17 protein-coding genes are annotated in these 23,870 nt (G+C 68.8%); 10 read left to right on the top strand and 7 right to left on the bottom strand.

Features of this window, described 5'->3' with window-relative positions; all coding sequences use genetic code 11:
* Nucleotides 1-7: 7 nt before the first annotated feature.
* Entirely contained in the window at nucleotides 8-1,897 is a 1,890-nt protein-coding gene (locus KEG57_RS33845; RefSeq protein ID WP_272421572.1) for an OPT family oligopeptide transporter, read from the bottom strand.
* Nucleotides 1,898-1,960: 63 nt separating this feature from the next.
* Nucleotides 1,961-3,949 (bottom strand): CocE/NonD family hydrolase, encoded by a 1,989-nt coding sequence (locus tag KEG57_RS33840; RefSeq protein WP_272421571.1) that lies wholly within the window; start codon nucleotides 3,947-3,949, stop codon nucleotides 1,961-1,963.
* Between the two features lie 111 nt (nucleotides 3,950-4,060).
* Between KEG57_RS33840 and KEG57_RS33835 the strand changes: the two genes are divergently transcribed.
* Nucleotides 4,061-6,376, top strand: coding sequence for a M28 family peptidase (locus KEG57_RS33835; RefSeq protein ID WP_272421570.1), 2,316 nt, complete (start codon nucleotides 4,061-4,063; stop codon nucleotides 6,374-6,376).
* Nucleotide 6,377: 1 nt separating this feature from the next.
* Here the strand turns inward: KEG57_RS33835 and KEG57_RS33830 are convergent, their stop codons facing one another.
* Entirely contained in the window at nucleotides 6,378-7,154 is a 777-nt protein-coding gene (locus tag KEG57_RS33830) for a hypothetical protein (RefSeq protein ID WP_272421569.1), read from the bottom strand.
* 243 nt (nucleotides 7,155-7,397) lie between these two features.
* On the opposite strand from KEG57_RS33830, the gene KEG57_RS33825 reads away from it, so the two are divergent.
* The 3 genes from KEG57_RS33825 to KEG57_RS33815 are packed head-to-tail and all read left to right on the top strand — an operon-like array spanning nucleotide 7,398 to nucleotide 10,668.
* Nucleotides 7,398-8,699, top strand: a complete 1,302-nt coding sequence (locus tag KEG57_RS33825) for a ferredoxin--NADP reductase (RefSeq protein WP_272421568.1) — start codon at nucleotides 7,398-7,400, stop codon at nucleotides 8,697-8,699.
* A complete protein-coding gene (locus KEG57_RS33820) occupies nucleotides 8,699-9,460 on the top strand; it encodes a MerR family transcriptional regulator (protein ID WP_272421567.1) in 762 nt (253 codons plus the stop codon). Before KEG57_RS33825 ends, KEG57_RS33820 begins: the two co-directional genes overlap by 1 nt.
* 29 nt (nucleotides 9,461-9,489) lie before the next feature.
* Complete coding sequence (locus tag KEG57_RS33815) at nucleotides 9,490-10,668, top strand: ferritin-like domain-containing protein (RefSeq protein WP_272421566.1); 1,179 nt, start codon at nucleotides 9,490-9,492, stop codon at nucleotides 10,666-10,668.
* 1 nt (nucleotide 10,669) lies between these two features.
* Here KEG57_RS33815 and KEG57_RS33810 read toward each other — a convergent pair whose 3' ends face one another.
* From KEG57_RS33810 to KEG57_RS33800, 3 genes are all read right to left on the bottom strand, one after another.
* The gene (locus KEG57_RS33810) at nucleotides 10,670-11,302 is read right to left on the bottom strand and encodes a hypothetical protein (RefSeq protein ID WP_272421565.1); all 633 of its coding nucleotides are present in this window, start codon (nucleotides 11,300-11,302) and stop codon (nucleotides 10,670-10,672) included.
* A gap of 17 nt (nucleotides 11,303-11,319) precedes the next feature.
* Complete coding sequence (locus tag KEG57_RS33805) at nucleotides 11,320-11,910, bottom strand: hypothetical protein (RefSeq protein ID WP_272421564.1); 591 nt, start codon at nucleotides 11,908-11,910, stop codon at nucleotides 11,320-11,322.
* 102 nt (nucleotides 11,911-12,012) lie between these two features.
* A complete protein-coding gene (locus KEG57_RS33800) occupies nucleotides 12,013-15,042 on the bottom strand; it encodes a hypothetical protein (protein ID WP_272421563.1) in 3,030 nt (1,009 codons plus the stop codon).
* A 253-nt stretch (nucleotides 15,043-15,295) separates the two neighbouring features.
* Here KEG57_RS33800 and KEG57_RS33795 point away from each other — a divergent pair, with 253 nt between their 5' ends.
* Genes KEG57_RS33795 through KEG57_RS33785 form a run of 3 tightly spaced genes read left to right on the top strand, consistent with a single transcriptional unit; the run spans nucleotide 15,296 to nucleotide 18,389 of the window.
* On the top strand, nucleotides 15,296-16,669 hold the full coding sequence (locus tag KEG57_RS33795; RefSeq protein WP_272459202.1) for a serine/threonine-protein kinase: 1,374 nt from the start codon (nucleotides 15,296-15,298) through the stop codon (nucleotides 16,667-16,669).
* Nucleotides 16,653-17,699, top strand: coding sequence for a hypothetical protein (locus tag KEG57_RS33790; RefSeq protein WP_272459201.1), 1,047 nt, complete (start codon nucleotides 16,653-16,655; stop codon nucleotides 17,697-17,699). The genes KEG57_RS33795 and KEG57_RS33790 overlap by 17 nt, the downstream gene beginning before the upstream one ends.
* 57 nt (nucleotides 17,700-17,756) lie before the next feature.
* Nucleotides 17,757-18,389, top strand: a complete 633-nt coding sequence (locus KEG57_RS33785) for a hypothetical protein (RefSeq protein WP_272459200.1) — start codon at nucleotides 17,757-17,759, stop codon at nucleotides 18,387-18,389.
* Nucleotides 18,390-18,392: 3 nt separating this feature from the next.
* Here the strand turns inward: KEG57_RS33785 and KEG57_RS33780 are convergent, their stop codons facing one another.
* A complete protein-coding gene (locus KEG57_RS33780; protein WP_276073332.1) occupies nucleotides 18,393-20,036 on the bottom strand; it encodes a sigma-54-dependent Fis family transcriptional regulator in 1,644 nt (547 codons plus the stop codon).
* 158 nt (nucleotides 20,037-20,194) lie between these two features.
* Between KEG57_RS33780 and KEG57_RS33775 the strand changes: the two genes are divergently transcribed.
* The 3 genes from KEG57_RS33775 (at nucleotide 20,195) to KEG57_RS33765 (ending at nucleotide 23,867) form a co-directional block, all read left to right on the top strand.
* Nucleotides 20,195-20,893, top strand: a complete 699-nt coding sequence (locus tag KEG57_RS33775) for a pirin family protein (RefSeq protein WP_272421559.1) — start codon at nucleotides 20,195-20,197, stop codon at nucleotides 20,891-20,893.
* A gap of 107 nt (nucleotides 20,894-21,000) precedes the next feature.
* The gene (gene wrbA, locus KEG57_RS33770) at nucleotides 21,001-21,591 is read left to right on the top strand and encodes an NAD(P)H:quinone oxidoreductase (RefSeq protein ID WP_272459199.1); all 591 of its coding nucleotides are present in this window, start codon (nucleotides 21,001-21,003) and stop codon (nucleotides 21,589-21,591) included.
* A gap of 224 nt (nucleotides 21,592-21,815) precedes the next feature.
* Nucleotides 21,816-23,867: an esterase/lipase family protein gene (locus KEG57_RS33765; RefSeq protein WP_272421556.1), complete on the top strand. Its 2,052-nt coding sequence runs from the start codon at nucleotides 21,816-21,818 to the stop codon at nucleotides 23,865-23,867.
* Nucleotides 23,868-23,870: the final 3 nt, after the last annotated feature.

Here is a 23,870-nt window from a genome sequence, read left to right as displayed (position 1 = left end):
CTCCCGCCTACTTCTGCAGCACCCCCGCCACCACCAGCAGCTTGATCGCGATACCCATCAAGCTCTCGCCCGCGATCCACCCGCTCGACACCGGCACCGTGAGCAGCTCGCCGAGCGCCGGCTTCGTCTTGCGCAGCACGTACGCGATCGTCGCCCCGATGAACATCGAGATCGCGTTGCTCGCCGGGATCACGAGCGCAATGCCGAGGCCCGCCGGCGAGGGCACGAATGGTAGCAGCTTCTTCGGCGCGAATCGCTCCGCGAGCGCGAGCACGACGCCGAGCAGAAGCCCGATCACCATCGCCCGATCCGCCCCTGGGGGCAAACCACCGAGCCCGCCCGCGAATGCCTTCGAAACGCCGGCCCACACGAGGCACGAAGGCGCGGGCCACTCCTCGCTGCCGAGCACGGACGGGTCCGGCATGATGAGCCAGAACGCCGGCACCACGACGAGCGCCCCCGCCACGACGCCGAAGAGCTGCCCCTTGAGCTGCTGCCGCGGGCTCGCGCCGAGCAGCCACCCGCTCTTCAGGTCGGTCAGCAAATCCGCCGAATGCAGCCCGACCCCGCCCGTCACGTTCGCGCTCATGATGTTGCCGGCGAGGTTGCCAGGCGTCAGCAGCCCGTAGATCGCCTGCGTCACCGGCCCGAGCGCCTTCGTCGGCGTCACGTCCGTCTCGCCCGTCACGCGCGCCGCGACGAACCCCATCACGACCGCGAGCGGCACCGCGATGAGCCCGGCCCAGAACGGGATCTGGAAGAGGAACCCCATCAAGAGAATCACGATCGGCGCGAGCACGGCAAACCCCGCGGGGAACCACCAGGCCGGGCACTCCACCTCCGCGATCGGCTCCTCCTTCTCGGATTTCTTCGCGCCGCCCGTGAATATCCCCGACAAACCCTGGAACGAGCGGACAATGCTCTTGTAATCGAGCAAGAAGCTCGTCAGGCCCGAGGCCACGAGGATCGCGGCGCCTGGCCAGAGCGTCCATCCGACGATCGCCTTGTAGCTCACCTCTTTGATCGCGTGCTCCGCGGCGAGCCGCGGCGCGAGGATCGCGTAGCCGGCCATTCCCGAGAGCAGGAGCGACCACGCCGTGCGGAAGCTCATGAGCGCGCCCGCGCCGACCATCACGAGCTCGCAGTTCAGCGCGATCGTCCAGTCCTTCGCGGCGCGCCCCGCGATCGTGAAGGGCAGCGCGATCGTGCTTGGCAGGTTGATCCACGCCTCCTTCGCGTCGCGCAGAAACGCGAGCATCGCGCCCATGAGCCCCGCGATCCCGAGCAGCCGCGCCTTCGCCTTGCCGGCGCCCGCGCCTTCTGCGCCCGCGTCTCCGTGATGTGCTGCCACGTGCATCGAGCGCAGCGTCTCGGCCGTCGCCGTCCCCGTGGGGAACGCGAGCGCCTCCTTGTTGATGAGCTGCCGCTTGATCGGGATCGCCGCGAACACGCCCATCGCCGCGATCACGCCGAACCACAGCATCAACCAGACCGCGCTCGGCCGCATCGTCGTGACCATGAGCAACGCGCCGAACGCCGCCATGTTCCCGCCGCCGGTCATGTACCCGGCCGCGGACGCGACCGAGCCCATCGCGTTGTTCTCCAGGATCGTGAACTCGCCCTTCGTCAGCTTCGCCGCGCGCAAGAGCTCGAAGAGGGCGAACGCCAGGATGCAGGCGGTCAACGTGACCCCGAGGCTCCAGCCCGTCTTGAAAAAGACGTAGAGGTTGGACAAACACATCACCCCGCCGATGAGCATCCCGGCGACGACCGCGCGCGGCGTGAGCTGTTTTTCCCCTTTGCGATAGACCGTATCGAGCCATTGTTGCTCGGGGTCCTGCGCGGGCGTGTTTTCCGTCGAGGCAGCGGGCGCGGCGGGCGGGGCGGTGGGGTTCATCGTGTTCATCGCGGATCGGCGGCGCGAGCGTACCGGAGAAACGTTCGAGGTGCGAAGAAAAACCTACTCGTCCAGCGCCGGGAGGAGCGTCACTTCCAGCGCGCTCGGCATCGCCTGGGATCGATAGACGCGGTGCGTCGCCTTCGTGTAATCACCTGGTTTGGCCTCGAAGATGTTCGGCACGAATTTCTGCGGGTTTCGATCGATGAACGGGAACCAGGTCGATTGCACCTGGATCACGATCCGGTGACCGCGTTTGAACGTGTGGAACACGTCGTTCACCGCGAACTTCACCTTCGTCGGCTCGCCCGGGACAAACGGCTTTGGTGTCTCGTAGCTCTCGCGGAACCGTCCGCGGAACGGCTCGCCGCGCACGAGGATCTGCTGTCCGCCGCGGTCCTTCTTGCCGTCCCACCGGTCTTCCTTCTTGAATCCCGGCATCTTTCCGGGGTTCTCGTCGATGAGCTTCACCACCCAGTCCGCGTCGGTCCCCGTCGTGCTCACCCAGAGCTCGGCTTCGAGCGGGCCCGCGAGCGTGACGTCCCGCTCGAGCGGCTCCGAGCGATATTCGAGCACGTCGGGCCGTCGCGACGCGAAGCGCTGATCCTCGGCCATGTAGCTCGACGACCAGCCATTCGACATCTCCTGCGTGTACGGCACCGGTTTGTCGGGGTCGCTCAGGTATTCGTCGCTCTCGGCCTCCCCGTTCTTCGGCGGCTCGAACGACAGCGCGCCGCTGCCTTGCAAATAAAGCCGCCCCTTCTTCGCCTCGCGCGGAGGCCAGGCGTCGAACCGCCGGAAGCGATTGGCGCCCCCCTCGAAGACCAGCGCCTCGGCGAGCTCCGGATCCGGCCCGTCCTTCAGGTGGTGCTTGAAGAACGCGAACTCGAGATCCTGGAGCACGGGCGACGTCGCGAACCCGAAATCCGCGTCGCCGAGTTTGTCCCCTGTCGTATGGTACCAGCCCCCGTGTTTCCACGGCCCCATCACGATCGAATTCTTCGCGCCCGGGTTTTGTGCCTCGATCGCGCGGTACGTGGCGAGCGGGCCGTAGAGATCCTCCGTATCGAAAAATCCTCCCACGACGAGCACGGCGGCCTTGATGTTGCGCAGGTGGGGCAGGATGTTCCGGGCTTGCCAGAACGCGTCGTAGTTCGGGTGCGCCACGATGTCGCGGAAGAACGGGCGATCACCCTTGAAATGCTTCGCCTCGGCCTCGGACAGGGGCCCCGCGGAGAGGAAAAACCGATAGGCGTCGGGCGTCCCGTAGTCGACCCCTTCCCAGTCGTCCTCGCTGTCCTCCTTGGGCTTCGGCCGCGGTTTGTCGAACGACCCGAAGAAATGGAACGCGAGCTGCAAATTGAAGGCGCCGTGCCGGTGCATGTCGTCGCCGCGGAACCAGTCCCCGATCGGCGCCTGCGGCGAGACCGCCTTCAACGAAGGGTGCGAGTCGATCGCGCCGGCCGACGAATAAAACCCCGGATACGACACCCCGAGCATGCCCGCGCGCCCGTTGTTCCCGGCCACGTTTTTCGTCAGCCACTCGAGCGTGTCGTACGTATCCGTGCTCTCGTCGATGTCCTTCGGCCCCTTCTTGTCGAGGTGCGGGCGCACGTTCACGAACTCGCCCTCGGACATGTAGCGGCCGCGCACGTCCTGATGCACGAAGATGAAGCCCTCCTTCTCGAAGGCCTCGGTGAGAAAACGCCCGCGATACCGATCGGCCCCGTATGGCGCCACGGAGTAGGGCGTGCGCATCATGAGGAACGGATACTTCCGTGACGGGCTCGCGTCGCTCGGCACGTACACCACCGTGAAGAGCCGCACGCCGTCGCGCATGGGAATGCGATATTCGTATTTCGTATACCTCGACCGGATGAACTCCGCGCGCGCGTCCCGCTGCTCGCCCTCGCTCGAAGGCGCGGGCGCGGCGGCGGGCGCGGGGAGCGGCGGCGGCGTCGGGGCGGCCTTCTCTTCGACATGGCACGCGGGCGAGGCGAGGAGCGCGAGGACCAGCGGGTATGTGCGGGTGAGAGAAACACGAGCGGACACGAACGACCTCCTGGGAGCGCCGGGGGGGCACAGGATAGACGCTCGCCCGTAGCCGCTGTGACCAAAATTCAATCGACGTGCGCCGCACCTCCGGGGTGGTAGGGTCGGGACATGGTGAACAAGCCGGAAGAGCACCCGGGGGCCCTCCGCGCCGCGCTCGTCCTCGCCCTCCTCGGGATCGTCGCCTTCCGGATCTTCGGGTTCGTCCCGAAAGACCCACCGGCGAGCACGACGCCGCAGGCTTTTTCGGTCGATCGCGCCGCGGCCCACGTCACGCGCATCGCCGCGGCGCCGCGACCTCCGGGCACCCCGGGCCACGACGCCGCGCGGGACTTCATCCGCGACGAGCTTACGCGCCTCGGCATCTCCGTGGAAATCCAGCGTGCCACGGCGCTCGGCACACACTGGGGCGTGCCGTACGACGTCTCCCGCGTGGAAAACCTCGTCGCGCGTTTGCCTGGACGTGAGCGTGGCCCGGCCCTCGCGCTCGTCGCCCATTACGACTCGGTCCCCAATGCCCCCGGCGCGGCCGACGACGCGAGCGGCGTCGCCGTCCTGCTGGAGACGGCCCGCGCCCTCCGCGAGGGCCCCACGCTCCGCAACGACATGATTTTCCTGTTCACGGACGCCGAGGAAGCCGGCGTCCTCGGCGGGAACGTATTCGTCCACGAGCACCCATCGTTCCGCGACATCGGCCTCGTGCTGAACTTCGACGGGCGTGGCACGCGAGGCCCCGTCGGGCTCATCGAGACGAGCGCCGGCGCCGGCGCGCTCGTGCGGCATTTCGCGGACGCCGTGCCCGATCCGGTCGCCTCGTCGCTCTTCCCCGAAATCGCGCGCCGCCTCGGCCACCAGACCGACATCTTTCCGTTTCTGCGCGCCGGCGTGCCTGGAATGAATTTCGCGTTTGCCGACGGCGCTGCCCATTACCACGCGCCCGTCGACGACCCGGCGCACCTCGACCGGCGGACCCTCGCGCACGAGGGAATGCTCGCATTCGCCCTCGCGCGGCGCTTCGGGGACCTGGATCTCACGACCCTCAGGGCCGAGCCGGTCGTTTATTTCGACGTCCCGGGCCTCGGCCTCGTCGTCTACGGCCGCGCGTGGGCGCTGCCGATTGCGATGATCCCCGTGGCCCTGTTCGTCCTCGCGCTCGTTTTCGCCATGCGGCGTGGGCAAGCGCGCCCCGCGCGTGTGCTTGCCGGGTTCGGCACGCTCCTCGCCTCGCTCGTGGCCGCGGCCGCGCTCGCGGCCGGGCTCGTCGCCGCGCTCCGCGCCCTCACGCCCGCGTGGGGCGCTTTCCGCGGCGACCCCTTCGATCCGGGCCTCGCGCGAATCGCCATCGCCCTGCTCGGCGTCGCCGTATATGCCGCCGCCTATAGGTTTTTCCGGGCACGCCTCTCCCCGTTCGAGCTCGCGCTCGGCGCGGCCGCGGCCTGGCTCCTCCTCGCCCTCGCGACGGCCGCGCTCCTCCCGGGCGCAAGTTTTCTTTTTGCCCTCCCGCTCGCCGCATCGCTTACGGGCCTGCTCGTCTGGCAAAGGCGCCCTTCGCCGGAATCGCCGTCGAGCGGCCTCTGGCTCCTGCTTTCCGCGCTTCCGGCGCTCGTCCTCGTCGTCCCCGTCCCTTACCTCCTCCTCATCGCGCTCGGCTTGCCGCGGGCCGCGCCGGCCGTCGCCGTCGTCGTGCTCCTCGCGGGCCTCTTGGCCCCGCTGCTCGAAGTCCTCGGCGCGGGTGCGTCGCGAAAACCCGCCCTCGGCCTCGCCGGCGCATGCGCCGTCACGCTGGGCCTGTCCGTCGCGACAAACTCCTTCTCTCCCTCCGAGCCCCGCCCGGCGTGCCTCGCGTACGCCCTCGACGCCGGTCGCCGCGCGGCCGTCTGGACGACGACGGAAGAAAAGCCGGCTCCCTGGACGACGTTGCACATCCCCGAAGCCACGCGCCGCGCCCCGCGATTCTCCCTTCCCGGCCAGGGCACGCTCCGGCACGAGGCCGAGGCGCCGCCGCTCGACGTCCCGCCTCCCCAGCTCGAATCCCTCGGCGACACCCTTCACGATGGAATCCGCACCCTCCGCTTTCGGATTCGCTCGGGCCGGAACGCGCCGTTCGTCCTCGTCTCGGTCACCTCGGAGGCGCCCCTCCGCGGCGCGACCATCGACGGGCGCCGCGTGGACGAGCCGAACGGATTTCGCGCGACAACCGACGATCCCTGGGGTTTTACCTTCCAGGGTTTACCCGCGGAGGGCATCGAATGGTCCCTCGACATCACGCCTTTCGCGCCCGCGACCGTGCGGGTGGTCGATCGGACGTACGCCTTGCCCGCAGAGCTCCTCCGCGCGCCGATGCCCGCGGACGTGATGCCGATGCCCTTCTGGATCGCCGGCTCGACGTTTGTCGCCGTCGAGCGCCCCTTCGGCCCGGGCCCCTGAATCAGCCCGCCTTCATCCGCGCCCTCTTTTTCCTCGGCCCGCTTTCGGGCTTCATCGCCTCGCCGCGCAAATGCTCCCAGAGCGGCAGCGCCGGCACGAACGAATCCTCGGCTTCCGCGGCCGCGCGGCGAAGGGCCTGCGTATCCAGCGGCCCGCCCTTGGGCCAGAGCGCCTCGCCTTGCCCATCGGCCACGTTGTGAAGCGCGTCGATCACCTTCCCGCGTGTCACGCCGAGCGTATCGTGCACCAGAAGACCCGGCCGGAAGGGCTCTTCTCGTTCCACGAGCGCGCGCTCGAACGCCTCCTCGTCGAACCCTTCGGTCCCGAAGCCGAGCTCCTGCGGCGAGGCGGCGATCGTCTTTTTTTCGTACGTCTGGATGACACCCTTGTCGATCGCGATGCGCTCGCCCTCCCCGTCGATCATCGCGCGGCCGTCGAATCCGTCGGGCGTGAAACGCATGGCCACGTCGTAGTCGCTCATGTCCGAGGACGCCCACGCCACGTATTGCCAATCGCGCGCGCCGGCCCTCCGGAGCGCCTCGGCCGGGGCCGTGGCCCAGTCGTCGACCAGGAACACCTCGCAGCCGAACGAGAATGCCTGCGATTTGAGCCGGAAATTCCCGGGGAAGTAGAACACCGCCTCGACGCGCGGGCTCACGGCGACACGCACGAGGCTCTCGCCCGCGAAGCCCGGCTCCGCGTCGGCCCACGGATCCACGATGACCTTCGCCGAGCAGCGACGTTTGTCGTACAGGTACGCGACGAACAGGTAACTCACGGTATCGAGCAAAGCATGATGCAGGCTGGATGACAACACGTCCCGCCGACGAACCAGCGCCGATGGTACGAACCTGAAGCATCTATGGCCGGTTTTTGCCGCTCGGATCGTCGTTCCGTCGATTTCGTGCCTCATCCCCGATCCCAATCATCCCGGCCCCCGAGAGCTGCACGACGCCCGCCGTGAGCGCGTAGTGTCAAGTGACACTTGACACTTTGCAGTTCGAGGGGGTACAAGCGAGCCATGGAGCTCGACAAGGCCCGGAACGGCAGCGAGAGCGAGAGCCAGAAGGGGAACGATGCGCGAAGAGGCTTCGGCCCCGCGGCTCTCCTGCCCGCCACCGTCGTCGTCCGGCTCGAAGCGCTGGTGCGTGACGTACGCACGGTCTTGAGCGACTTCACCGGCGCGCGCCCCCCGCCCTACGCGATCCGCGCGCCACTCGCCCGGCACCTTTTCGCCGTCACGCCCGAGTCGAGCGCCGGCATCACGCCGCGAAGGCTCCGCGTCACCCGCGTCGTACGCGAGACCAAGGACGCCGTCTCGCTCACGCTCACCGATCCCGAGGGCCGCCGCATCTCGTTCGTGCCCGGCCAGTTCTTCACGGTGCTCGTCACGCTCACGAGCGGCGAGGTTCTCCGCCGCGCTTATTCGATCTCGAGCCTCCCCGACGAGGACGGCGCCGCCGCCGAGGTGACGATCACCATCAAACGAATGCCCGACGGGCGCGCCTCGAACCACCTGAACGAGCGGGTCGCGGAAGGCGACGTCCTCGACGTGCTCGGCCCCTCGGGCAACTTCACCGTGACGCCGGATCCCGCGGCGCGAAGGCACCTCGTGCTCCTCGCGGGCGGCAGCGGCATCACGCCGCTCGCCTCGATCACGCGGACCACGCTCGCCCGCGAGCCCGGAAGCCGCGTTTCCCTCGTGTACGGAAACCGCGGCGAGGCCGACATCATCTTCCGCGACGCGTTCGAATCCCTCGCTCGAGCCCACGCGGACCGCTTCACGCTCCGCCACGTTCTCTCCGATCCGCCCGCGGGTTTCACCGGACGCACGGGCCTCCTCGATCGTGACAACGTCACGCGCGAGCTCGACGCGATCGCCGCGTCCTCGGACCTCGACGCGGACACCACCGCGTATTACGTCTGCGGCCCCGAGCCGATGATGGTCGCGGCGCGCGAGGCCCTCCTCGCCCGCGGCGTCGCTCCCGCCCGCATCCACGAGGAGCGATTCTCCGCGCCCGCGCGCCGCACCACGCCCGCACTCCCGACGACCTCCGCTCCGGTCGAGATCCGCCTTCGCGGCCGCACGAAGACCGTCTCCGCCGCTCCCGGACAAACCCTGCTCGAAGCGGGCCTGGCCGCGTCGCTGCCCATGCCGTTCTCGTGTACGATGGGCGGGTGCGGCGTGTGCAAAGTGAAGCTCCTCTCGGGGAACGTGACGAGCGAAGAGCCGAATTGCCTGCACGAGGAGGAGCGAAGCCAGGGGTTCGTCCTCGCGTGCGTGTCCCGCGCGGCGGCGCCGTGCACGGTGGAAGTCCCGTGATGGACGTTGCGCTCGCGAGCAAGGGTCCCGCCGTGGACCGCGAGGCCTATCCGTATCGCATGAAGGACCTCTGCGAGCGGACGGGTTTGCCGCGGCAGGTCATTCATTTCTACATCCAGCAGGGCCTCGTGCCCGAGGGCCACAAGACCGGCCGCAACATGGCCTATTACGGCGAGGAACACCTCGCCCGCGTCCTCCTCGTGCGCAAGCTCCAGCACGAGCGCTTCCTCCCCCTGCGCGCCATCAAGGCCCTGCTCGAGGAACGCGACGAGGCCTTCAGCCCCGCGCAGCGCAGGTTCGTGCACGAAGTGAAAGCGCGCCTCAGCGCCACGCTCGGCGCGCGCGCGGACAAACCCACGACCGCGGACGCCCATGAGCTCATCCAGAAGCTCGGCCTCTCGCGGAAAGATCTCGAGGACATGGTCGAGCTCGGGCTCATCGCGGCCGCGGAGGAGCACGACGCCTCGGGCCGCGCGCGGCTCGTCGTGGCGAGCGACGACACGTGGATCCTGGAGACGTTCGCCGAGCTCCGGCGGATCGGCTTCGACGAGTCGATCGGCTTTTCTGCGCGCGACATCCTGATGTACGAGGAGGCCATGGGCGCGCTCTTCGCCCGCGAGGCGAAGCTCCTCACCGAGCGCCTCTCCTCGCTCTCGCCCGAGCAGGCCGCCTCCATGGTCGAGCGGGCGCTGCCGCTCATCAACGCATTTCTGGTCCGCTACCACGACGCGCTGGCGAGGAATTTCCTCGCGACACTTTGAGGTGCAACGGTTTTCGGAGGAGACACACCATGTTCGACACGAGCCGGCTCACGAGGTTCCTCCCGCCGAGGATGCAATCGCAGATCGACGCGTATTTCGAGGCCATGGAGGTCCTGTTTTCGGTGAGGGATCCCAAGGTGCTCACCGCGCTCGGCCCCTCGAGCGTGCGGGGCCTGCTCCTGCACCGCGGCAAGCAAGGCACGCCGACGGACATGCCCGCGACGCATACGGCTCATTTCGACTGGAGTTATCCGAACGATCAGCCCGAGATGGCGGACCTCTACCGCCGCGCGAAGGTCGGCCAGTGGAACGGCGACGACCTGCCCTGGAACATCAGCGTCGACCCGCTCGATCCCACGCGACCGCTCATCCCCGAGGAGTTCCTCTGCTTCGAGGAGATCGAGGCGCTCGGCATCAAGCTCGACAAGAAGGAGCGGGCGGAGCTCGGCTACAGCATGTGCGCCTGGATGCTCAGCCAGTTCTTGCACGGCGAGCAGGGCGCGCTCTTCGCCGCCGCGCAGGTGACCGAGGCCGTCCAGTTCTTCGACGGCAAGCTCTACGGCGCCACGCAGGTGATGGACGAGGGCCGCCACGTCGAGGTTTTCAATCGCTACCTCGATACGAAGCTCAACAAGCTCTACCAGATCAACGACAACCTCTTCGTGATCATCGACTCGCTCATGACCGACGGCCGCTGGGACATGAAGTTCCTCGGCATGCAGATCATGGTCGAGGGCCTCGCGCTCGGCGCGTTCAGCACGCTGTACAAGGAGACGAAGGAGCCGCTCTTGAAGGAGGTCCTCAAGATGGTCATCCAGGACGAGGCGCGGCACGTGCATTACGGCGTGTGCGCGCTGCGCGAGCATTTCACGAAGCACATCACGGAGCGCGAGCGGCAGGAGCGCGAGGACTGGTCGTTCGAGATCGCGCTGCTCATGCGCAACCGCTTCGCCGCGTACGAGGTCTACGAGGAGTGGTTCGAGGGCCGGATGACGCGCGCCGAGTGGCGAAACGTGGTGTACCGGTCGAAGGGAATGAACGAGTTCCGGACCGTGATGTTCAGCCGCCTCGTGCCGAACCTGCGCGAGATCGGCCTGCTCTCGCCGCGGATCATGCCGCGGTACGAGGAGGTGGGTCTCATGCAGTACTTCGGCGGGCTCGCCGCCGACCAACTCACGGCGGACAAGCTCCTCGCGGATCTACATTGAGTCAGGGCGGGACGGGGATCGTGACGGTCTTTTCGTCGGGGTAGCTGAACGTTCCTTTGACCTCGAACGGATCGAGCCCGGTCTGGCAGCCGCCCTCGCAGTTCTCCATGGCGTTCGCGAAGAGCGGTATCGTCGCCTCCACCATGCCCGGCGCGACGGCGAAGCCCTGGGAACACGTGGACGGTAGGGGCGGGGTCGCCTTCTCGTTGTAGCAGCTCGCCGGCATGCCGACGCGCTCGTAGAGCAGGCCCTTCCAGGGAAACGTCACCGTCGCGCCTGGCGCGATCGGAGGCAACGACGAGTCGAAGCAATCGAGCGGGAACGCTTCGAGCGTTCGGGCGTCGTCACACGTGACGTCGAGGACCGTGAGCTCGGCCCTTCGGGATGTCTCCCCCGCCGGCGCCCCGAGCGGCTGGAGGGAGAACCGCGCGTCGCACATACCGTTGCGTAGGTAGACGGGCGTGGAGCGGTCGTTCCGGACGACGATCTCGACCTCGCCCGCGGAGGCCTCCGACATGAAAGGCGCGCAAACGTCGGCCGGCTCGTTCGTCCCGGAGCCTCCCTCGCCGCCGCTGCAGCCGGAAAGTGCCGCCGAGAGCCCCAGGAACAGAAACATCCATTCTTTTTTGATCATGTGTCTCTCCGTGCCCATCACGATCCCTCGAGCCCGCGCCACGGCTTCGGGAAGAAGCGCCATTTGCCATTCACGAACGTGAGCCCGTCGAATGCCATGCCGAGCGTCTCGCCAGGCTTGACGAACTTGAACCGATACCAGCGCACGCCCGGCTTCATCGATTCCACCGCCTTCTTGTATCCGCCGGGGAAATTCGGGCCGTCGCCATCGCCCGCCGCGATCTCCTCCGTCGTCGCCGAGTAGAGGAGGAGCTGGGTTTGTCCCTCGTTCGGCTTGATGGCCGCGTTCGGGTCGGACCACATCTTCTTGTAATGCGATTCGAGCTTGCCCGCGGCCTCTTCCTTGAAGACGGCCTTGTAATCCTCGGCCGTCGGCTCGAGCGGCTTCGTGAGCGCCGCGTGATCGACGCCGGGCTTCAAGAACTGTTCGAGCAGCGCCTTCGCCGCGTCCGTGTCCGCGGGCTTCTGCCCCGACGCGGCCTTCCCCTCGGCACCGGCCCGGGATTCGGGCTTCACCTCTCCGCCGGCGGCTGGGTCGGATTTGTTGCACCCGACAGCGCAGAGCATCACCGCGACCAGCGATATCGCAGGCAACGAACGAATGGACACGGACACCTCCCTCGGGCGCACGAGCGCCCCGGCGCGCGAGTCTAGGCGACGGGCGCGCCGGCCGTAAACCTTGGCCCTCGGGAAAAAGGCGCGGGAACGTGCTCAGAGCACCTGCCCGGACGCGCCCGCGGTGCCCGCGTTGCCGGGCGAGGTGCCGCCGGAGCCGCCCGTGCCGGGCGTGAGCGTGTTGCCGGTAACCGAAACCAGGGCGCTGCCGACACGATACACGGCAAACGAGGGGCCTCCCGCGCCGCCGCCGCCGTGCCCGCCATTGCCACCCTTGCCCCCGGTGCCGCCATTGCCGCCCTTGCCCACCTCGGCGGTGCACGTCGCCGCGCCCGTCCCGCTGCCACCGCCGGCCCCGCCCGCGGCACCCGCGCCGCCGCTGCCGCCATTGCCGCCCTTCGCGCTCTTGATCGTATTGGCCGACAGGACCAATCCGTTCGAATTGATGACGAAGAGCCCAAACGATCCGCCGCCCGCGCCGCCGCCGGTGCCGCCGGTGCCGCCGCATCCGCCCGCGCCGCCGCCGCCGCCGCCGTTGCCCGTGCCATTGATGACGAACGGCCCGGTCTGGCCGCCGCCGCCGCCGCCGCCGCCGCCGCCATTGCCGTGCGTGCCGGTCACGCCCATGACGCCCGCGGTGCCCACCCAGAACAGGCTCGCGGTCGATCCGCCGCTGCCGCCCGCCCCGTTCCCGCCGTTCGTCCCCGCCGCGCCATTCTGACCGCCCCCGCCGTCCGTTCCCGTGTTGCCCGCCGAGCCGCCGATTCCGCCGGGCGTGCCTCCGACGCCCGAAAGCCCCGTTCCGCCGGCGACCGCGTCGCCGCCCTTGCCACCGAGGCCGCCGGTCCGGCTGCACACGCTCGTCCCACCGGAGCCGCCGGCGGCCGGTGAGCTCGAATCGCAGCCGCCGGGCCCTCCTGCGGCCCCGTTGCCGCCGATGCCGCCGGCCGTCCCCGCCGCGCCGGCCGCCCCGGGCCCCGCCGCGCCGGCGGAGAGCGAGCTGTTTTTCAGGACGAGCGACGTGCAGTTGTTGCAATACATCGCGTAATTCGAGATACCCGCCGTGTTCGTGTCGAGCGTCTGGATCGTCATCCGGTCGACGGTCATCGCCGTGACGAGGTCCTTGCCCTCGACCGCGCTCACGCGGCCGTTCAGCACGGTGCTCGATTGAATCGTGGCCACGTAGGCCGTGCTCCGCGCCCAGTTGTTCTGCGCCGAGTACCCGCCGTACAAGGATACCCCGTTCGCCAGCACGATGCGCCCGTCGTAGAGCCCCTGCGATACGTACACCTGCTTCTTGCCGAGCACGACCGCCTTCGAGATCCCGGCGGAAATCGTGGCCATCGGGGACTCGCGCGTGCCGGGGTTCAGGTCGCTGCCGGTTTTCGCGACGAACACGGCCGCGGACGCGTCGCCATCGATGCCGTCGCAGTTCGTGTCGGCGAAACCGTCGTCGGGCAGATCGGCCCCGACGAACTGGCACTCGCAGCCGTTCTGCGAGGAGCCGTCGACGTCGAAATAGCCGGGCAAGCAGGAGACGAGTTGGCACATGCCGGCCGAGCACGTCGATTGCGCATTGGGGATGAGCATCCCGCAGTTGTTGTTGCAGCCGCCGCAGTTCGACGCGTCGTTGAGAAAGTTCGTCTCGCAGCCGGTCGCGGGCATGCCGTCGCAGTTGCCGTATCCCACGGCGCACATGCCGAGCGTGCAGGCGCCGGACACGCAGGACTCGGAGGCATTCGCGAGGTCGCAGGCCGCATTGCACCCGCCGCAATGGGCGAGGCTCGTCTGCACGTTCGTCTCGCAGCCGGTCGCACTCATGCCGTCGCAGTTGCCGAACCCGCCGTCGCAGGCGCCTAGCGTGCAGGTGCCGGACACGCAGGACTCGGAGGCGTTCGCGAGGTCGCAGGCCGCGTTGCACGCGCCGCAGTGGGCCAGGCTCGTTTGCAGATCCGTCTCGCAGCCATTGCCGGGGATCTGATCACAATTGCCAAACGGCGCGGCGCAGGCGGCCGGCACGCAGGTGCCCCCCATGCACGCCTCGGTCGCGTTCGGGAGATCGCAGGCGGCGTTGCAGGCGCCGCAATGCTGCACGTTGCTCGTCACGTCCGTCTCGCAGCCGTCGCCGGCCACGTCGTTGCAATCCCCGAACCCCGTGGTGCACGCGCCCGGCTTGCAGGATCCGGCCACGCAGACGGCGGTGGTGTTCGGCAAGCTGCACGCCTGGTCGCAGCCACCGCAATGGTCCGTGCTCGTCATGATGTCGGTATCGCAGCCGTTCGTCGGATCCGCGTCGCAGACGGCCTCGCCTTGCGGGCAGCCCTCCGCGGTGCCGACGATGGGCACGAGGACGTCGGGCGTGGGGGCGCCGCCGATCGTCGCCGTGACCTGCACGTCGAGCGGATCGAGCGGCTCGGCGAGGCCGGGCGAGGTATACGTGACCTCGAAATGAAGCGACGTGCCAGGCGGCCGGTCGAACGGCAACGTGACGGGCACGCGAATCGGCGGGTTCGGCGCATCGGGCACGTACCGGACCACCGCGACGGAAAAGTCGGGGTTCGCCACGTTCACCGACGCGAACGACGCAGTCGCGTTCGAGGCATTGTCCACGCGGAAGAGCCGCATCCGGGTCGTCCCCGCGGGTACGACGCCATACGCGAGTTCCTCAGGGCTCGCGCAAGCGCCCTCCGGGCCCGCGTCATTCAGCACGCAAAGCTCGAGCCCAACCACGGGCCCGCCGCCCGCGCCGCCCGCGCCCCCTGCGCCGCCTCCACCCCCGGCACCGCCGCCGCCGCCGCCGCCGCCGCCTTCGCCACCGACGCCACCGACGCCGCCCGCGCCGCCGGCTCCGCCTACGCCGCCGGCTCCGCCCATGCCCGCGCCGCCGCCTGCGCCGCCTGTCCCACCTGCGCCCCCCATGCCTGCGGAACCGCCGTCGCCCCCGGTCCCGCTGCTGCCCCCGTCGCCGCCGCGGCCGCCGCTCCCGCTCTGCGATCCGCTCGCGCCGGCCGCGCCCGTGCCGACCTCTCCCCCTTCCGCGCACGAAACCGCTTGAAATGCCGCGAGGCTGAGCCAGGCGGAGGAAAAGAGGAGGCCCATCGTGGTGCGGTAAGCTCGACTCGGCATGTCAATCATGAAACACGGATTCGGGCCTTTGTCCACGAACCAACCGGCGTCGGAAATCGCGGACACCTCCTTTTTCGGCGTCGTCCGGCCCTTCGAGCCTCCGCCGGCGGCCCCTCCCCGTGCGTCGCCAATGGCAACGGTTCGTCCGCGGACACCCGCGCGCGGATGCGGGTGACAGATTTCCGACACGTCCGTCCCGACGCATACGCGACGACCTTGTTTCGGCCGGACACGAGCCGTGATAGCGTCCGTGATGAGTATGATGGTGGCGCCGCTGCCCGGGACCATCCTGCTGGGCAAGTACCGTGTCGAGCAAGAACTCGGCAGCGGCGGGATGGGTGTGGTCCTCGAAGCCACGCACCTCGCGCTCGGCCAGACCGTCGCCATCAAGCTCCTGAACCCGTCGCTCGTGCTTTCCTCGGACGTCGTGACGCGCTTCCTCCGTGAAGCTCGCATCGCCGCGACCTTGCCCTCCGAGCACATCGCGCGCGTGAGTGACGTCGGGCAAACGGAGACGGGCACGCCGTACCTCGTGATGGAGCGGCTCTACGGGCACGACCTCGAAGCCGAGCTGACGCGCCGTGGAAAACTCCCCGTCACCGAGGCCACGGACCTCGCGCTCGAGGCCTGCGAGGGCATCGCGGCCGCGCACGCGCAGGGCCTCGTGCACCGGGATCTCAAGCCGGCGAACCTCTTCCTCGCCGAGCGCCCGCTCCGCCCGCGCGTGCTCAAGGTGCTCGATTTCGGCCTCTCGAAAGAGGCGCCGGGGCAGAGCGCCTCGATCACCGGCACCGACGCGGTCTTCGGCACCCCGCAGTACATGTCCCCCGAGCAGATCCAGTCGACGAAGAACGTCGACGCACGCAGCGATCAGCACGCGCTCGGGATGATCCTGTACGAGATGCTCGCGGGCGCGCCGCCCTTCGAGGCCGAGAGCATCACGCAGCTCATCGTCGTCATCGCCACGCAGCCGCCGCCGCGCGTGCGCGAAAAACGCCCCGAGGTGCCGGCTCGGCTCGAAGAGGCGATCCTGCGCGCCCTCGCGAAGCGTCCGCACGAGCGGTTCCCGGACCTCGGCGCGTTCGCGGAGGCGATCGCGCCCTTCGGCGGCCCCGAGGCGAGCGCGCGGGCCACGCGTATCGTCCACATGCTCGCGGGCATTGCGAGCGTCGAGACCGCCGCACCGCCGCGCCCCTCGCGCGTGCCCACGGACCAAGCGGTCACGCTCCCGCGCGCGCTCGCCCATACGCACGCGGGCCTCACGAGCTCTGTCGACTTCGGTAGCAACGTCCGGGGCCGGAAAAAACGCGCGGCGTTGTTCGCGGCCTCGGGCCTCGTCGCCACCGCCCTCGTCGTCTCGCTCGTCGTCATCACGCAACAGGCAGCGCCGCCCGCAGCCGCGACGACGCCGCCCGAGGCCACGCCCGCTGCGCGCGCGCCCGAGCCGACGACGCCGCCCGCGCCGCCTCCGACGGCCGCGGAGCCGCTCGCCTCCGCGGCGTCGCCCACGACGACGACCACGAGCACGGCGAAGTCCACGAAGACGTCGCCCACGACGACGAAGACCTCGAAACAAACGCAAACAATCAAGCAAACCGTGGGGATTTTTGGTGGCAAGCGCAAATAGGTTCGTCCTCGTCGCTGCGTCGCTTCTCGCCCTCGTGCCCGCCGCGGCCCGCGCGGACGAAGAGCCCCTGCTCACGTCGCCCGCGGATCCCACCGCGGCTGCGACGCTCGCCGAGACCCTTTTCCAGGACGGCAAGCGCCTGCTCGAACAGGGCGCGTTCGTCGAGGCTTGCACGAAACTCGCCCAGAGCGACGCGCTCGATCCGGCCATCGGCACGCTCGGGCTGCTCGCGGCCTGCCACGAGCAGGAGGGCCGCACCGCGACCGCTTGGCGCGAGTACGGCGAGACGGCCCGGCGCGCGGAGGCCGTGAACGACGAGCGCGGCGCGTTTGCCCGGCAGCGCGCGAGCGCGCTCGAACCGGAGCTGCCGCGCCTGCTCGTGCGGCTGCCGAAGGGCGCTGAAGGGATCGCGGTCTTCCGCAACGGCGTGCGCCTCTCGCCGGACGAGCTCGGGGTCGCCCAGCCCATCGATCCCGGCACGTACGAGATCGTCGCGCGCCTTCCGGGCCGGCCCGAGTTCCGGGCCACGGTCACGGCCGAGCCGCGCAAGATCGCCGAGGTCGAGGTCCCCGACGGCAATCGCCCCGCGCCCGTCGACACACCGAAGAAAGATCCGGCGCGACTGGATCCTGGGACCTCAAACCTTTCGACCTCCAAGGGACTTGGCCCGCGCAAGGTCTTTGCGATCGTGGCGGGCGGGGTGGGGCTCACGGGATTTTCGGTCGCGGCGGCCTTCGCGCTCTCGGCTGGGAGCCGGAATGCCGCGTCGATCTCGATCCAGGAGTCCTGCACGACGGCGGCCTCCTGCGAGCGCGGGCGCGAGCTCCGCGAGGACGCGCTCCGGTCTGCCACGGTGGCGAACGTCGCCTTTGGCATCGGCGCGGCGGGCGCGGTGACGGCGCTCGTGCTCGCCTTGCTCCCCGAGCGCGCCGAGGCACCCAAACCCGCATCGCGAACGGGTTTCCAGTACGAAGTGGCGCCCTGGGCCGATCGAACCGGGGGCGGGGCGCTTCTCATCGGAAAATTCTGATCCGACCGCTGCGAGTTACCTTGCGGCGCGTTGCCTCCGCTCGGTAGAATACTGAACATGCGTTCCATTTTCTTCACAGCAGCGGGATTGGGTTTGCTTCTGTCCGTGACCGGCTGCGCCGACCTCCTCGGCATCGAGGCATGGAAGGACCCGGCGAACGCGGATGGCAGCGGGAACAACGGGGCCGGGGCGAAGGAAGAGAGCGACGCCGCGGGGGGCGGCGAAGGGGGCGAAGGCGGCGAAGGCGGCGAAGGCGGCGCCGCGCCGTGCAGCAATGGCGTGCAGGACGGAGACGAGAGCGACGTCGATTGCGGCGGCACCTCGTGTCCGGCGTGCCAGGACGGCGCTGCGTGCGGGGTCGAGTCGGATTGCGTGAGCCATTTCTGCTCGGTGCGGCAGCTCTGCGCGCCGGCGGACGGACGCGTCACGTGCGGCGAGGAGGGCGAAGCGGGCCCGAGCTGCGGCGATTGCATCCAGAACGGCGACGAAACGGACGTCGATTGCGGCGGCGACGTCTGTCATCCGTGCCGGCACGACAAGGCGTGCCAGACGCACGCCGATTGCCTCGGCGGTACGTGCGAGGCGAACATCTGCAAGCTCGGCGGGCCGGGCGTCGACTGCTACGCGAACGCCGATTGCGAGAGCGGGCAATGCCTCGGCGCGGATCTCCTGGGCGGCGCTTGCCAGTGACGCCTAGCCCTCGGCGTATTCTTTGAGCTTTCGATACAGGGTCGCCACGCCAATCCCGAGCTTCGCCGCGGCCTCCTTGCGGTTGCCTCCCTCGGCCGCGAGCGTCGCGAGAATGTGCTCCCGCTCGACCTCGGCCAGCGGGCGCGGCGAAAAATCTTTTCCGCTCGGGCTCACAGCCGCCGTGCCTCCGATCTCCGGCGGCAGATCGACCACTTCGATCGTCGGCCCCTCCGACAGGATCCGCGCCCGTTCCATTGCATTGACGAGCTCGCGCACGTTGCCCGGCCAGGCGTGCTCGAACAGCGCGCGGCACGCCGCTTTGCCGATCTCCTTCGGCGCCTCCCCTTCCCGCGCCGCCGCCTCCGAGAGCTGCCGCCGCGCGATCGGCAGGATGTCGTCCGGCCTCTCCCGGAGCGGCGGAATCGCGATCTCCACGACCCGCAGCCGAAAATAAAGATCCTGCCGAAAACGCCCCTGCGCCACGGCCGCCGCGAGATCCCGGTGCGTCGCCGCCACGATCCGCACGTCGATGGGTCGCGTCCGGTTCTCGCCCACCCGCCGCACCTCGCGCTCCTCCAGCACCCGCAGCAATTTCGCCTGCATCGCGAGCGGGATCTCGCCCACCTCATCGAGGAACAACGTCCCGCCCCGCGCCGCCTCGAAAAGCCCCGCCCGCTCCGTCACGGCTCCGCTGAATGCGCCTTTCGCGTGCCCGAAGAGCTCGCTCTCGAGCAGGCTCTCCGGCACCGCGGCGCAGTTGATCGCCACCATCGGCCCGCCCACGCGCGGCGACGCGTCGTGCACGAGCCGCGCGATCCGCTCCTTGCCCACGCCGCTCTCGCCCAGCAAGAGCACCGTCGCGTTCGTCCGGGCGACCCGCCGGGCCATCGCAACCACGCCTCGCATGGCCTCGCTCCGCGCAACGATCCCCGGCACCTCCGCCTCGTCGTCGCCCGCCGCGAGCAACCGCTCGGCGCGCAAGAGCCGCGTCTCGGCCCGCCGCAAAGCTCGCTGCACGTGCCGAAGCGACGCGTCGAGGCAGTCCGTCTCGTAAAACGGCAGGTGCGGCTCGATCGCGTCGCCCCATTCCTCGCGGCTCCGCCCGATCATCCGGCAGACGGCGTCACCTTTCCCGCGGCACGACTCCTCCAGGGCGAAAATGGGCCGACCATTCACGCGGCTCAGGTATCCACTCGCGAATCCCGCGAGCGTCCAGCACACCGGCTCCGTCGCTTGCCCGAGGTGCAAGAGATGTTGCTCGGCCTCGTACGAATCGTGCCATATCGCGTCGGCGAAAGGCTCGGGCCCTTCGCGCCCCGCGGGCTCGACCGGCTCGAACGTCACGAGCCCCCAGAGCCGGTGGAGCCGCCCGCCCGCGATGCGCCATTCACGCTCGTCGGCCCAGGGGATCTCCTCGCGCAGCGCCTCCGCCGTCCGCCAGCCGTGGCCGTAGCCGAAACGCGTCAGCACTGCGCGCGCCGCGTGGTAGCCGAAGCTCTCGATGAGCTGCTTGCGCAAGAGCCCGAGCGCCACGGCGTCGAAGAGGAGCACGCGCTCGCCCGCGAAGCGCATGACGCCGCCCTTCGGGCTGAACGAGAACAGATCGGAGAGCCGCAGATCGGCGGCCCGCATGCCCGTGGTTTTCATCTTGAGAGCCGCGAGTCTATCATTTTGAGAGCCCCGGAGGAACGAGCCTCGCGTTTCCCGCGGAAAAAGCGCCTGCCCCGGCTTGGCCCGGGTCGTGCAAAGCTCGATGGGCGAACGGACAGCGCCCCGCACGAAGCCGGGGACCGAAGGAGACCACCATGATCACGCTGCGACGCTCGGAAGACCGCGGACACGCAAACCACGGCTGGCTCGACTCGTACCACACGTTCTCGTTCGCCAACTATTACGATCCGGCCCACATGGGCTTCCGGTCGCTCCGCGTCATCAACGAGGACCGCGTTTCGCCGGCGCAGGGCTTCGGCACGCACCCGCATCGCGACATGGAGATCCTCTCGTACGTGCTCGACGGCGCGCTCGAGCACAAGGACTCGATGGGCACCGGCTCGGTCATCCGGCCGGGCGACGTGCAGCGCATGAGCGCCGGCACGGGCGTCACGCACAGCGAGTTCAACGGCTCGCGCAAGGACCGCGTCCATTTCTTGCAGATCTGGATCGTGCCCGAGGCGCGCGGGATCGCGCCGAGCTACGAGCAGAAGAACTTTTCGGACGCGGACAAACAGGGCCGGCTCCGCCTCATCGCCTCCCGCGACGGCCGCGACGGCAGCGTCACGATTCATCAGGACGCGAGCGTTTATGCCGGTCTTTTCTCCGAGGGCGAAGAGGCGCGCCACACGCTCGCGGACGGCAGGCACGCCTACGTGCACGTCGCGAAGGGTGAAGTGCAGCTCGGCGGAACCGTGCTCCGCGCGGGCGACGGCGCGGCCGTGAGCGGGGAGAAGGAGCTCGTCTTCACCGGTCTCGGAAAAGGAGAGGTGCTCCTCTTCGACCTTGCGTGATACCGTACGCGCCTTTCCATGGTCGGGGGCGTAGCTCGGACAAGCCGAGCTACGCCCCCGAACCCCCGACCATCCGACTATCCGACTGGACGGAGTAGATAGCCACCATGCCGAACGTAGCGATCATCTATTATTCGTCGACGGGGACCAACCACGCCATGGCGAACGCCGTGGGCGAGGGCGCGAGCGCGGCGGGGGCCGAGGTGCGCCTCCGTCTCGTCGCCGAGACCGCGCCGGACGCGGCCATCGACCGAAACCCCGCGTGGCGCGCGTTCGTCGACAAGACGAAGAACGAGCCGAAGGCCTCGCTCGAGGACCTCGACTGGGCCGACGCCGTCGTCATCGGCACGCCCACGCGCTTCGGCAACGTGTCGGCGCAGGTGAAGTCGTTCATCGACACGGCGGGCGGGCTCTGGTTCCAGGGCAAACTCGCGAACAAGGTGTATGCGGGCTTCACCTCGGCGCAGAACGTGAACGGCGGGCAGGAGTCGACGCTGCTCGCGCTTTACAACACGTTCTACCACTGGGGCGGCGTCATCGTGACGCCCGGCTACACCGATCCGCTCGTGTTCGCGTCCGGCGGCAACCCCTACGGCCCCTCCGTCACGGCGAACGGCGCGCCCACCGAGCACGACATCGCGCACGCGAAGTACCTCGGCAAGCGCGTCGCCGAAATGGCGAAGAAGATCCGCGGCTGACGACGCGCCGCTCCATGCTGCATCGCAGCACGCACACTGGGCGTCGTTTTGCAGTGCGGCAATTGCTTCCCTACCGACACTTCTTCGCAGGCGCAGCATCAAACGGACCTTCCGGTTCGAACGATGCTTGAAAACCCCTCGCAACACCGATAGGCATGGACGACCCGTGGTTGCTGCGGTTGCACAACCCGGGTTCCCTGGCGGGCGCTGCCCAGGAGGTTTCCATGCTGCAATCTTCGCTTCCCCGTCGTTCGTTTGCGCTCACGGCCCTCGTCGCGGCACTCTCCGCCATGGGCTGCGTGGCGTCGTCCGACTCTGACCTCGCGCAGGACGAGGACGACGAGATCGGCGACGTCTCCTCCGCCATCACGTTCATCTCCGATTACGAGGCCTATTTCGATCCCCCCGCGACCACGACGTTCTCGCAGAGCTACGGGGTTGTCGGATCCATCACGCCCCCGAGCTGGTCCTGGGGCAAGATCGAGCTCCTCCAAGGTCGGCAAAAGTTCCGCACCGAGGGCTACAACCTGCGCACGGCGAAGGGGCGGTGGCAGGACACGTTCGAGGACTCCACCTATCCGCTGCGCACCTACTTCGGCGCCTTGAACCAGCAGCTCGTCGACGGGTTCAACCTCTTTTACAACAACGCCTGCGCCGGCACCGTCGGCTCGACCTCGGCCGCCGCTTGTCCGGACAAGGGCCCCACGCGCCCCGAGGCCCGCTTCGTCCTCCTGCATCACGGCCCGAAGACGGCGCTCGATCAGTGTGACAAGACGAAGAGCCCCGTACTCCTCGTGCACGGCGCCATGCAGAACGCAAACGTCTGGCTCCGGCCGAGCGGCAACGACGGCACGGGCAAGCTCTACCCCGGCATGACACAGGCGACGGGCTTCGTGCACGCGCTCGAGGCGGAAGGGTTCTGCACGTACGCCACGACGTTCGGCAACTTCCACGGCGACAACTTCAACCAGGCCATTCACATCGCGAACGCGCTCTCGCGCATCCGCTCGCTCACGGGCCAGCCGAAGGTCAACCTCGTCGCCTGGAGCAAGGGCGTCGTCGCGGCGGACCTCTACATGCAGAGCCCCGCGCTCTGGACCGACTGGGGCCCGAAGTATTTCGAGCAGCTCGCCGCGCTCCAGTCGAAGGGCGTGCCGAACTTCCGCAAGGACGTGCGCACGTACGTCGCGCTCTCCGGCCCGCACCTCGGTATCGACCTGAACTTCCGCCACCCGTTCAACCCGCTGCTCATCTACAGCACGGCAGAGAACGCGCCGCTCGGCCAGGGGCCCGTGACGTGGAGCTACATGTCCGCCGTGCAATGCGTGACGTGGGGGTATGCGGACTCGCCGAACGACATCTTCCCGAACCCGTATGCGTACTCGGTCTGCGAGAACCGCGGCGGCACGTGGCTCGATTACTGGCGCCGCATTTACACGTCGAACATCACGGGCCTCGATTCGACCGGCCTCCCCCTCGCTCCGAAGTCGCTGAAGACGCTGAACACCGAGCAAGGCGCCTCGGCCACGGGCTACACGTTCGACAAGTACAACCTGGCGCTGTGGGGCTCGGTCGACGACAAGGGCAAGCTCGTCTCGGCGTACCTCGGCCAGATGCAGGTCGCCTACGATCTGCGCCCGTATTACCCGCTGCCGAACCGGCAGGACGATCCGGTGAGCTACGACTGGTCCACGCTCGACACGGACGAGACGAAGTGGCGCGACTGGATCGCCATCAAGACGAACTACAACCCGGCGAACGTCTTCGGCGGCGCCGGCTGGATCATGGATGACGCAGGGCACACGACCTGCCGCGCCACCGCGTACGATCCCGCGTCCGCCTGCCGCGCCAAGCACCTCTATTACGACAGCCTCACGGCGGAGTCGTATTCGCTCGGCTATGCGCAGTACAAGCTGATGGACGGCATCGGCATCAAGGCCGTCATGGAGATGGGCGGCAATCTCATCGAAAGGCTCCGGGCGCGGGGCCTGAGCACGAGCCTCGATTACCTGTACGTGCTGCACGGCACCTCGGGCGGCACGAGCGGGCAGGTCTTCGAGATCGACGGCATGGCCTGCCCGACCTGTGATCCCAAGGGCGACGGCGTGCTCTTCGACGTGAGCGTCGCGGCGCGGGATCAGCTCACGCAGGGCTGGACCAGCACGAACAAGACGGCCAAGTCGAAGCAGGAAGGCGTGCCTTACGGCCACCTCGAGGTCGGCGTGACGCCCGCGGTCTGGGCGAAGATGATCACGCAGTTCAAGGCGCTGCCCTGATTC

The organism is Polyangium jinanense, from assembly GCF_028435365.1.
Note: the sequence above shows the minus strand (reverse complement) of the source record. Positions and strands in the feature narration are given on the sequence as shown.